Here is an 11,534-nt window from a genome sequence, read left to right as displayed (position 1 = left end):
CGGCCGGGGGCCGGGTCGCGGGCGACCGGACGGGACGGGCGCCGGCGCCGCGTCGCCGGACGACGCGGATGGGCCGGACGCCGCCCTGCCTGCCGGAGCGGCGTTGTCCGCGGGGAAGAACGGGCCGTCGTCCTCGTCCTCGTCGTCGCGCCGCCAGGGCCGCCGCCATCGTGCGCCCGCGGGGGCGCCCGCCGGTGCGTCCGCGTCCGCGTCGCGCCGCTCCCCGGCGCCGGCCGCCCTGTCCGCCCCACGCGTCACGGGGGAACGGTAGCCGGTTGGAGCTGATGGTGCCCGTAGCATCGCAGCGGTGAGCTCCCCGCCGACGTCCGGCCGTCCGCGGGCGGCCCTGCAGCTGGCGCGGGTGTGGGGCGTTCCGATCGTCGTGACGCCGTCGTGGCTGCTCATCGCCGTCCTGCTCACCGCGAGCTACGGGCCCATCGTCCGCGACGCGGTACCCGGTACGACGGGCACGGTCGCCTACCTGGCCTCGTTGGGCTTCGCCCTGCTGTTCGGCCTCTGCATCATCGCCCACGAGCTGGGGCACACGCTGGTCAGCCGCGCCCTCGGGTACTCGGTCACCCGCATCACCCTGTTCCTGCTCGGCGGCGTGTCCGAGATCGACGGCGAGCCCCGCCGGGCCCGCGACGAGCTGCTCATCAGCGGCGCCGGACCGCTCGTGTCCGCCGGTGTGGCCGCCGCGGCGTTCGGCGGCTACGCGTCCACCCCGCACGGTTCGCTGGCCGAGGTCCTGTTCCTGCTGCTGGCCTGGAGCAACGCCGTCCTGGTGGCGTTCAACCTGCTGCCCGGGCTGCCGCTCGACGGCGGCCGCCTGCTGCGAGCGGTCATCTGGGGCATCGGCGGCAAGGAGGTGCGCAGCACGCGGGTCGCCGGGTGGATGGGTCGCGCCCTCGCCGTCCTGATCGCCGTCTCGGGCCTGATCGTCGACCGCACGTCGGCCGGGGTGGCCGCCGGGATCGTCACCCTGTTCCTGGCCGTCTACCTGTGGTCCGGTGCCAGCGCGGCCATCCGGGTCGCCGACGTGCAGCAACGGTTGCCGCTCGTGCGCGTCAGCGACCTGCTCAGGCCGGGCCTGCTCGTGCCGAGCACCGCAACGGTCGACGACGCGCTGCAGCGGGCCTGGGCGGGCAACGTCCGGGGCATCGTGCTCACCGACGCCGCCGAACGACCCACCGCGATCGTCGACGAACGCCTGATCAGCGCGGTGCCGCCGCCCCGCCGGCCCTGGACCCGGGTGGCCGACGTCGCCCGTCCGCTCGACGCCGGTACGGTCCTGCCGGTGGACATCGCCGCGACCGACCTGCTCGACCGCATGCGCGAGCACCCGGCCCGTGAGTACCTGATGCTCGCCGCCGACGGCTCGCCCGCGGGCATCATCACCACCGCCGACTTCGCCCGGCTGCTCAACACGAAGCCCCCCGCGTGAGCCACCCGCGCGGGGCGACGGCGTGAGCAGGGCACCCGGGGCCGGACCCTTCGAGGTCGGGGAGCGGGTGCAGCTGTCGGACCCGAAGGGCCGCCTGCACACCGTGACCCTCGAGCCCGGCAAGCAGTTCCACACCCACCGTGGCGCCATCAGCCACGACGACCTCATCGGCACCCTCGAGGGCAGCGTGGTCAGCGCGACCTCGGGCACGCAGTACCTGGCGCTGCGCCCGCTGCTCAGCGACTTCGTGCTCTCGATGCCCCGCGGGGCCGCCGTCATCTACCCCAAGGACGCGGCACAGATCGTGGCCATGGGTGACGTGTGCCCGGGCATCACGGTGCTGGAGGCCGGCGCGGGCTCGGGCTCGCTGACGTGCTCGTTGCTGCGCGCCGTCGGCCCCACCGGGTCCGTGGTCTCCTACGAGGTCCGTGACGACCACGCCGACGTCGCGGTGCGCAACGTCGAGACCTTCTTCGGCGAGGCGCCGCCCAACTGGTCGCTGCGACGCGAGGACGTCGCGGCACACCCGGCCGACGAGCCGGTCGACCGTGTCGTCCTCGACATGCTCAGCCCCTGGGACGTGCTGCCCACGGTCGCGGGCGCACTGCGGCCCGGCGGCGTGCTCATCGGCTACGTGGCGACCACCACCCAGCTGTCGCGCCTCGTCGAGGCCCTGCGTACGGACGGCGGCTTCACCGAGCCCAGCGCGTTCGAGACCATGCTGCGCGGGTGGCACGTGGTCGGGCTGGCCGTGCGCCCGGAGCACCGCATGATCGGGCACACGGCGTTCCTCGTCACCGCGCGCCGGCTCGCACCCGGGGTGGTTGCGCCCGCTCGTCAGCGCCGGCCCACGGCGACCGATCAGCCGACGGTGCCACCGCGCGACGAGAGCGTGCCGTTCCGCCCGAACCTTCCGTAGTCCCACGAACCTCCGGCGCCACGAACCTCCGGCAGAAGCGCCGCGGGACGTTCAGGCCTCGGGGCCGGCGACCTCGACGTTGTCGCTCTCGCGCACCACGTGGATGCAGTCGCCGGGGCACTCCTTGGCCGACGAGATCACGTCCAGCCGCAGCGACGCGGGCACGTCGGCCCGCGCCTGCGGGGCCGCGAGCAGCTCGCCGTCGCCGTCCTTGACGTAGGCGAGGCCGTCGACGTCGAACTCGAACACCTCGGGTGCGTACTGGACGCAGAGCCCGTCGCCGGTGCACAGGTCCTGGTCGATCCATACGCGCAGCGCGTCGCTCATTCGTCCGCTCCGCTTTTTTCGCTCACAGGTGGGTAACTCCTCGGTAATGCGATGCCTGTTCTGTGGTGTCGATCGGCCCTTCGACTCGAGGGTAGTTGCCGTTGCGCGGCGACTCGCGTGTGTAGGGTGAAATCTCGCGAACACTCCGCGCGAGCCGACCTCGTCGGCCGTGGCGAATGAGGAGGTGGCCGCAGTGACTCAGGAGTCACGAGGTGGACAGCACGACGAGGCGAGCGACGGTCGCGAGGCCACCGCACGCGGGGCCCAGAACGACCCCGAGCTGCGTCGTCGCACGGCGTTCCTGGAGCAGGAGATCGAGCTGCTCCGCGCCCGGGTGTCGGAGTCACCGCGTCACCTGCGCCTGCTCGAGGACCGCCTCGCCGAGGCGCAGTCGCGCATCGCGGCGCTGGGCGATCGCAACGAGCGGCTGTCGGACACGCTGCGTGAGGCGCGCGACCAGATGGTGCAGCTCAAGGAGGAGGTCGACCGCCTGGCGCAGCCGCCGAGCGGCTACGGCGTCTTCCTCGAGGCCTTCGAGGACGGCACCGTCGACATCTTCACCACCGGTCGCAAGCTGCGGGTCGCGGTGTCGCCCGAAGTCGAGGTGCTGGAACTGCACCACGGCCAGGAGGTCATGCTCAATGAAGCCATGAACGTGGTCGCCGCGCGCGGGTTCGAGCGCACCGGCGAGGTCGTCATGCTCAAGGAGATCCTCGACGGCGGCGACCGCGCCCTGGTCGTGGGCCACACCGACGAGGAGCGGGTGGTCTTCCTGGCCGACCTGCTGCGCGAGAAGCCACTGCGCCCCGGCGACTCCCTGCTGCTCGAGACCCGGTCGTCCTACGTGTACGAGCGTGTCCCCAAGAGCGAGGTCGAGGAGCTCATCCTCGAAGAGGTCCCCGACATCGACTACGCCGACATCGGCGGCCTCACCGGCCAGATCGAATCCATCCGCGACGCGGTCGAGCTGCCCTTCCTGCACGGCGACTTGTTCCGTGAGCACCAGCTGCGCCCGCCGAAGGGCATCCTGCTCTACGGCCCGCCCGGCTGCGGCAAGACGCTCATCGCCAAGGCCGTCGCCAACTCCCTGGCCAAGCAGGTGCAGAAGGTCCACGGCGGCGACGAGAAGGCCACCGCGTTCTTCCTGAACATCAAGGGCCCGGAGCTGCTCAACAAGTACGTCGGGGAGACCGAGCGCCACATCCGCCTCGTCTTCCAGCGGGCCCGCGAGAAGGCGTCCGACGGCACCCCGGTCATCGTCTTCTTCGACGAGATGGACTCGATCTTCCGCACCCGCGGGTCCGGCGTCAGCTCCGACGTCGAGAACACGATCGTGCCGCAGCTGCTGTCCGAGATCGACGGTGTCGAGGGCCTGAAGAACGTCATCGTCATCGGCGCGTCGAACCGCGAGGACATGATCGACCCCGCCATCCTGCGCCCGGGCCGGCTCGACGTGAAGATCAAGATCGAGCGCCCGGACGCCCAGGCGGCGGCCGACATCTTCAGCAAGTACATCCTGCCGGGCCTGCCGATCCACGACGAGGACCTCAAGGAGAACGGCGGGGACCCCGAGGCCACCGTCGCGTCGATGATCTCGAACACCGTCGAGCGCATGTACACCGAGAGCGAGGAGAACCGCTTCCTCGAGGTCACCTACGCCAACGGTGATAAGGAGACCCTGTACTTCAAAGACTTCAACTCGGGCGCGATGATCCAGAACATCGTCGACCGCGGCAAGAAGATGGCCATCAAGGACCTGCTGACCCTCGGCGAGCGCGGCCTGCGCATGCAGCACCTGCTCGCCGCGTGCGTCGACGAGTTCCGCGAGAACGAGGACCTGCCCAACACGACCAACCCCGACGACTGGGCGCGGATCTCCGGCAAGAAGGGTGAGCGGATCGTCTATATCCGCACGCTCGTGTCCGGCGGCAAGGGCAGCGACGCGGGCCGTTCCATCGATACCGTCGGCAACACCGGGCAGTATCTGTAACCAGCTGTGACGGCCGTTGTGCCTACCTCCCGCGGCCCGGATGACCACCCTTTGGGGTGACGATGCCCCCCTCGGGCCCCCCGTCTGGTTTGATCGGGCTTGCGCGTAGTTCGCCCGCAAACAACTGGGACGTCCACCGCGCTCGACAGACCGAGGCTTTTTGTGATCCGTCGACGCATCGCCATCATCGGACCAGCTCGCACGCCGATTGCCGAGCCGTTCTCCGGGGGGCTCACGGCGCACATCCGTGCCCTGACCGAACGCCTGTGCCGTCGGGGCCATGACGTGACCCTGTTTGCGGCGCCCGGGTCGGACCCGAGCCTGCCGCTGGTCGAGCTGGCCATGAACCTGCAGCTGTCCGAGACCGCCCGCCAGGACGTCTCGATGCCGCCCGAGGTGTTCCTGCACGAGCACCACGCCTACCTGGCCCTGATGACCGGCCTGGCCCGCCAGCGCGGGCGCTTCGACGTCATCCACAACCACAGCCAGCACCACCTGCCGATCGCGCTGTCCTACCTGCTGCCGGCTCCGATGGTGACCACGCTGCACACCCCGCCGACACCGTGGCTGGAGTCGGCGGTGCAGGTGGGCCCCACCCCGCCGGTGCGTTTCGTCGCGGTCAGCCGGTACACCGCCGAGCAGTGGCGCCCCACCCTCGGGCCGGTCGACGTCGTGGCCAACGGCGTGGACTGCGAGGCGTGGCAGCCCGGGCCGGGCGGGCGGGACCTGGTCTGGTCGGGCCGGATGGTGCCGGAGAAGGCCCCGCACCTCGCCATCCTGGCCGCCCGCCTCACCGGTCGGCGCCTCGTGCTCGCCGGCCCGGTGTCGGACCCCGAGTACTTCGCCGAGGTGGTGTCGCCGCTGCTCGGCCGCGACGCGGTCTTTGCCGGGCACCTCGGCCACGAGGCGCTGTCGCACCTGGTGCGTACGTCCGCGGTGGCGGTCGCGACGCCGGTCTGGGACGAGCCGTACGGCCTCGTGCTCGCCGAGGCGCTGGCATCGGGCACGCCGGTGGCCACCTTCGCGCGAGGCGGCACCGTCGAGGTCGTCGACGAGTCCTGCGCCCGGCTGGCCGTGCCCGACGACGTCGCCTCCCTGGCCAGGGCCATCGACGAGGCTGCCGACCTCGACCGGGCCGCGGCCCGCGAGCGCGCCGAGAAGTTCTGTTCCCTCGAGCGCATGCTCGATGAGTACGAGCTCGTGCTGGACGAGACCGCTGCGGCGTGATCGGGTACTACGTCCACCACCAGGGCCACGGCCACCTGCACCGGGCCCTGAGCCTCGCGCACGCGCTCGACGAACCGGTCGTGGGGCTGTCCTCGCTGCCGAGCCCGGGGGAGCCGTTCGCCGACTGGGTGCCGCTGCCGCCGGACCCCGCCCTCGACGACGCGGACGGGCCGGACGCCGGTGGTGCGCTGCACTGGGCGCCGACCAACTCACCCGGCTACGCCGACCGGATGTCCACCGTGGCCGACTGGGTGCGGCGCGAGCGGCCGCGGCTGGTGGTGGTCGACCTGTCGGTGGAGGTGGCGACGCTCGTCCGGCTGCTCGGCACACCTGTCGCGGTCGTCACCCTGCCCGGTGAGCGCACCGACGACGCGCACCGCCTGGCCTACCGCCTCGCCACGACCATCGTCGCGCCGTGGCCACGCGCGATCCTCGACCCCCCGCACCTTTGCGACTACGGGGCGAAGGTCGTGCACACGGGTGCCATCTCGCGCTTCGACGGCCGGCCCGGCCGGCCCGCGCCCGCTGCGGGCCGCGTGCTGGTGCTGCTGGGATCGGGCGGCGCCGACGGGCTGACCGTGCCGGCCGACGGGGCCGGCTGGACCTGGACGGCGTTGGGCGGCGGTGGCACCTGGAGCGGTGACGTGTGGTCGGCCCTGCAGGACAGCGACGTCGTCGTCACCCACGCCGGCCTCAACGCCCTGGCCGAGGTCGCCGCGGCAGGGCGACCGGCCGTCGTGGTCCCGCAGTCCCGCCCGTTCGCCGAGCAACGCACCACCGGCGGTGCCCTGAAGGCCGCTGGCCTGGCCACCGTGCTCGACGCCTGGCCGGCGCCCGACGAGTGGGACGGGGTGCTGACGTCCGCGTGCGCGCGGGGGGAGTCGTGGCAGCGGTGGAACGACGGACAGGGTGCGGGCCGCTTCGCTCACGCCCTCGCCGAGCGAGCCCTGCAGCCGGTGGGCGATGGGCGCTGAACGCACCGCCGTCGTCACGGTGGTCAGCGGGCGGCACGAGCACCTGGCCGTGCAACGGCATCACCTGGCCCGGTGCGACCCCGCGCCGCTGCTGCACGTCGTCGTCGCCGTCGCCGACCCGGAAGTGGCCGGGGTGGTGGCACGGGAACCCGATCTGCTCACTCGGGTCGTGGCCCTGGACACGATCGCGGCCGGGCTGCCGGTCGCCGCCGCCCGCAACGCCGGCGCCGCCGAGGCGCTCGCCGCCGGCGCGACCGAGCTGGTGTTCCTCGACGTCGACTGCCTGCCCGCCCCCGACCTGCTCGAGCACTACACGGAGGCGCTGACGCGGCACACCGACGCGGTCCTCTGCGGCCCCGTCACCTACCTGCCGCCGCTCGCTGGCCGGGACTGGCGGGTGGACGACCCCACCCTGCTGCGCGCGCCCCACGCCGCGCGCCCCGACCCGGCGCCCGGGGCGGTACTGCCCCTGGACGCGGCGCTGTTCTGGTCGCTGTCGTTCGCGCTGACGGCCGGCACCTGGGCCCGTCTCGGTGGGTTCTGGGCCGGCTACGTCGGCTACGGCGCCGAGGACACCGACTTCGGCGTCCACGTCGTCACCTCGGGCGTGCCGCTGCTGATGGTGGGGGGAGCCGACGCCTACCACCAGCACCACCCGGTGAGCCGCCCGCCGGTCGAGCACGTCGACGACATCGTGCGCAACAGCGAGGTCTACCTGCGCCGCAACGGCTCGCTGCCGATGTCCGGCTGGCTGGACGCGTTCGCGGCCGACGGGCTCGTCGAGACCGGCCCGACCGGTGCGCCGCGGCGCACCGACGCGCCCCGCGTGGTCACCGTCCCGGCCCGCCACCCCTACCTCGACGCGGTGCTGCCGGCGTCGGTCGTGCGGGTGGCGCCGGACCGCGTCACGGCGTGGGAACCGGACCCGCTGCTCGACGCCGACGCGCTCGCGGACGCCGCCGACGGCATTGACGTCGTGCACGTGCACTTCGGCTACGACCACGTCGACCCCGACGCGCTGGACGGCTGGCTCGCGCGGCTGGACGAGCTGGGCCTGGCGCTGGCCGTGACGGTGCACGACCTGCGCAACCCGCACCACGCCGACCGTCGACGACACGACGCGCACCTGTCGCTGCTGCTGCAGCACGCGCAGCGCGCCCTCACCCTGACCGACGCGGCGGCGGACGAGTGCCGGCGGCGCTTCGGCCGGCGGCCCGAGGTCGTCGTGCATCCGACCCTGCTGTCCGCGGCCGACGTCGGGGCAGCGCTCGGCCGCCCGCCCGCCGACCCGCCGACGGTCCTCGTGCCGCTGAAGGCACTGCGGCGCAACGTCGTCGACCCGGACGCCGTGGTGGGTGCCGCCGTGCAGGGCGCGGCGGACGCCCGTGTCGTCGTGCTCGTGCAGCCGTCCGTCGCCGAGCGGCCCGAGCTGGCGGGCACGAGAGCGGCCGCGGCCCGCGGTGAGCTCACCCTGCTGACCCGCGAGTACCTGCCGCCCGACGAGCTGCACGCCCTCGTCGCCGCCGCGCACGCCGTGGTGCTGCCCTACCGGTGGGGCACGCACTCGGGCTGGGCCGAGCTGGCCCGTGACCTCGGCACCCACGTCATCGCGCCGAGCAGTGGCCACGTCGCCTCGCAGCTCGCCGGTGCCGCGGTGTACGGCAACGACGAGACGGCCGGCCTCGACCCGGCCGGCCTGCGGGCCGCGGTCGCCGACGTGGTCCGGCGCCCGGCCGCCGTGCCCGCCGACCGTGCGGCCCGCGAGGTCGAGCGCGACCTGGTCCGGGCCACCCACGACGTGCTCTACCGCGACCTGGCCCGGCAGCGCTCCCGCCCGGCCCGCGTGCCGTGACGCGCGTCCTGCACCTCGTGCCCGGGCCCGACCAGCACGGCGTCGTTCGGCACGCCGTGGAGGTGGCCGGGGCGTGCGGCCACGACGCGCGCCGCGTCGAACGCCCCGATGACGACGTGCAGCTGACCGGCTACGACGTCGTGCACGTGCCGGTCACCGAGCGGTTGTTCAGGCCCGACCTGGACTCCGCAGCAGGGGCCTTCGCCGCCCTGGCCGGCCGGGTGCACGCGGACGGTGCCGCGCTGTCGGTCACCCTGCACGACGTCCCCTACGACACCACCGACTTCCAGCAGCGACGGGCCGCCTTCTACCGGCAGGTGGTCGAGGCGTCGCGTGGCGTGGTCGTCAACAGCGACGTCGAGCTCGACCTGGTGACGCCGTGGGCGGGTGGCGTGCACTCGCTGCGTCGCATCCCGCTGCCCGTCGAGCGGGCCGGCGGCTCAGGCGCGCGCACGGCGTCCGGCCCGACCGACGTCGTGGTCCTGGGCTTCCTGTTCCCCGACCGCGGCTACGAGCAGGTCATCGCCGCGCTGCCCGAGGGCGCGTCGCTGCTGGCCCTGGGTCGCCCGTCCGAGGGCCACGAGGACCTGCCGGAGCGATACGCGACGCTGGCCGCCGGGCGGTTCCGGGTCACCGGGTTCGTCCCGGACGGCGAGCTGGGGGCGCGCTTGCGTGCCGCGGCGGTGCCGGTGGCGCCCAACCGCCGCGTCACGGCGTCCGGCTCGATCAACACCTGGCTGGCGCACGATCGACGCCCGCTCGTGCCCGACTGTGCGTACACGCGCGAGCTCGCGGCGGCCCGGCCCGGTGCGCTGTGGCTTTACGACCCCGACGACCCGGCGGCGCTCCGGGCCGCCCTGGCCACCGCGCTGGCCGAGCCCGACCGCACCTGGCTGGGCGACGACGTCGCGCGCGGACCGTCCCTCTCCGACAGTGCCGACGCCTACGCCGAGCACCTGCGTGCGTGCGTCCCGCCTCGCGCCGTGGCGGTGGCCGGCGGGCACACCGTGCCCGGCAACCGGTGGGACCTGCTCCCCGCCCCGGCCACGCAACCCACCGTCTCGGTCGTCGTGCCGTACTTCGAGGCGCAGCGGCAGCTCGATCTCGTCCTGGCCGGGCTGGCCGGGCAGACCTACCCGCAGGACCGGCTCGAGATCGTCGTGGTCGACGACGGGTCGCGCCGGGCGCCCGACACGACGGCCGCCGGGTCACTGGCCGTGCAGGTGCTCCGGCAGGACGACCACGGGTTCCGCGCCGCCCGCGCCCGCAGCCTGGGTGCGCGGGCCGCCTCGGGGGAGCTGCTGGCCTTCCTCGACGGCGACACGGTGCCCGAGCCGGACTACCTGCGCAGCCTGCTGGCGCTGCCCGCGGTGTGCCCGGACGCGGTCACGGTGGGCCGGCGCCGGCACGCCGACCTCGAGCAGCTGACACCGGACCGCCTCGCCGCGTGGAGGGCCGGACAGGTGCAGGTCGACGAGCTCGACGAGCCGGCCTGGTTGACGGACGCCTACCGGGCCAGTGACGACCTGCTGCGCGTCGACCGCCGCTCCTACCGCTACGTCATCAGCGCCGTGCTCGGCGGCCCTGCGGCGCTGTTCGCCGAGGTCGGCGGCTTCGACGAGCGCTTCGTCGGCTACGGGGGCGAGGACTGGGAGCTGGCGCACCGCCTGTACGTCGCCGGTGCAGTGCTTGCACACGTGCCCGGCGCGGTCGCGTGGCACGACGGGCCCGACTGGGGCGCCCGTGCCGGTGCCGACCCGGCGGCGAAGGATCCTGAGACGCTGATGCTCGCCGCCCTGCTGCCCGACCCCGACGCGCGCGGGCCGGGGTCGTGGTGGCCGTACCCGTCGATCGTGGTGCGCGCGCCGGCGATGACCGCGGCGCAGGCGCTGGCGACGGCCCGCTCGGCCTTCGGAGCCGGCGTCGACTGCGTGCTCTACCTCGACGCCGTCACCGGGGCGTCCGCGGACCTCGTGCGCGCGGACCCGCGCATCGTCGTCGGGTCACCGTCGGCGGACGTGCTGGCCCGCGCCTGGTGCGTCGCCGAGCTGACGGGCCCGGCCGACCTCCATGACCTCGACGCCCTCGCCACCGCCGCCGACCGCCACGGCGAGATCCGCACACCCGCGCTGCGCGTGCGTGCGAGCCGCGGGGTCCGTCGTACGGCGCGACACGGGCTGGGGGACGACGACGCCGCCCAGCTGTTCGGCGTCCACGACAGCAGTGCACGGTCCTGGCCGGCGGGCGACCTCGCCGCACGGCTCAGACCGAGATGAGGCGCTCGTAGACCCCGACCTCGGAACCCGTCCAGGTCGCACCGATGCCGTCGAAGGTCGCGAGCACGTCCTCGTGCGACCAGTCCTCCTCGACGTGGACCTCGTAGGGGTTTCCCTCGATCTCGTGCTGCGGGTAGTGCACGATCGGGATCGACAGGTAGACGGCCAGGCGGGCCGCGTCGGCGCAACGGCGCCACAGCTCGACACCCTCGTCACGGGTCATGTGCTCGACGATGTCGCCGAGAACGACGACGTCGGCCACCGGCAGGTCGGTGGTCCGCGCATCTCCGACGATCACCTCGTCGTAGTACTCGTGCAGCCGGTAGGTGGTGACGTAGGGCTCCCACGCCTCGAGGCCGGTGATGCGACTGACGGGAAGGCCGCGCAGCAGCTTCGCGTACGTGCCGACGCCGGGGCCGAGGTCGAGCACGGACACCGGGCCGTCGGCGGCGAGCGCCGCGATCCGGTCACGGGTCCAGTCCTTGCCCTCGGCTGAGCTCATCGGCATGCCGTGTTCCTTCCCAC

Annotated in this window: 9 protein-coding genes and 1 pseudogene; 7 read left to right on the top strand and 3 right to left on the bottom strand. The window is 73.6% G+C overall.

The window, feature by feature from the left end; all coding sequences use genetic code 11:
* Positions 1-258, bottom strand: a pseudogene (locus ACFFCA_RS06925) (hypothetical protein); the annotation flags it as partial.
* Positions 259-307: 49 nt separating this feature from the next.
* On the opposite strand from ACFFCA_RS06925, the gene ACFFCA_RS06920 reads away from it, so the two are divergent.
* Entirely contained in the window at positions 308-1,444 is a 1,137-nt protein-coding gene (locus tag ACFFCA_RS06920) for a site-2 protease family protein (protein ID WP_375483133.1), read from the top strand.
* Between the two features lie 22 nt (positions 1,445-1,466).
* Complete coding sequence (locus ACFFCA_RS06915) at positions 1,467-2,363, top strand: tRNA (adenine-N1)-methyltransferase (RefSeq protein ID WP_375483131.1); 897 nt, start codon at positions 1,467-1,469, stop codon at positions 2,361-2,363.
* A 51-nt stretch (positions 2,364-2,414) separates the two neighbouring features.
* Here ACFFCA_RS06915 and ACFFCA_RS06910 read toward each other — a convergent pair whose 3' ends face one another.
* Positions 2,415-2,690: a ferredoxin gene (locus ACFFCA_RS06910; protein WP_375483129.1), complete on the bottom strand. Its 276-nt coding sequence runs from the start codon at positions 2,688-2,690 to the stop codon at positions 2,415-2,417.
* A gap of 280 nt (positions 2,691-2,970) precedes the next feature.
* Here ACFFCA_RS06910 and arc point away from each other — a divergent pair, with 280 nt between their 5' ends.
* From arc to ACFFCA_RS06885, 5 genes are all read left to right on the top strand, one after another.
* Positions 2,971-4,680, top strand: a complete 1,710-nt coding sequence (gene arc, locus ACFFCA_RS06905; RefSeq protein ID WP_375483140.1) for a proteasome ATPase — start codon at positions 2,971-2,973, stop codon at positions 4,678-4,680.
* Positions 4,681-4,842: 162 nt separating this feature from the next.
* Complete coding sequence (locus ACFFCA_RS06900) at positions 4,843-5,907, top strand: glycosyltransferase (RefSeq protein ID WP_375483127.1); 1,065 nt, start codon at positions 4,843-4,845, stop codon at positions 5,905-5,907.
* Positions 5,904-6,881, top strand: a complete 978-nt coding sequence (locus ACFFCA_RS06895; RefSeq protein ID WP_375483125.1) for a glycosyltransferase — start codon at positions 5,904-5,906, stop codon at positions 6,879-6,881. Before ACFFCA_RS06900 ends, ACFFCA_RS06895 begins: the two co-directional genes overlap by 4 nt.
* Positions 6,871-8,733, top strand: a complete 1,863-nt coding sequence (locus ACFFCA_RS06890; protein ID WP_375483123.1) for a glycosyltransferase family 2 protein — start codon at positions 6,871-6,873, stop codon at positions 8,731-8,733. Before ACFFCA_RS06895 ends, ACFFCA_RS06890 begins: the two co-directional genes overlap by 11 nt.
* Positions 8,730-11,009, top strand: coding sequence for a glycosyltransferase (locus tag ACFFCA_RS06885; RefSeq protein ID WP_375483121.1), 2,280 nt, complete (start codon positions 8,730-8,732; stop codon positions 11,007-11,009). The genes ACFFCA_RS06890 and ACFFCA_RS06885 overlap by 4 nt, the downstream gene beginning before the upstream one ends.
* Here ACFFCA_RS06885 and ACFFCA_RS06880 read toward each other — a convergent pair.
* Positions 10,996-11,517, bottom strand: coding sequence for a methyltransferase domain-containing protein (locus ACFFCA_RS06880; RefSeq protein ID WP_375483119.1), 522 nt, complete (start codon positions 11,515-11,517; stop codon positions 10,996-10,998). The two genes, ACFFCA_RS06885 and ACFFCA_RS06880, sit on opposite strands and share 14 nt — an antisense overlap.
* Between the last annotated feature and the right edge of the window lie 17 nt (positions 11,518-11,534).

The sequence above is a fragment of the uncultured Jatrophihabitans sp. genome (assembly GCF_964252635.1).
In the GTDB taxonomy this organism is placed as follows: domain Bacteria; phylum Actinomycetota; class Actinomycetes; order Mycobacteriales; family Jatrophihabitantaceae; genus Jatrophihabitans.
This window is presented reverse-complemented; position numbering and strand designations above follow the sequence as displayed.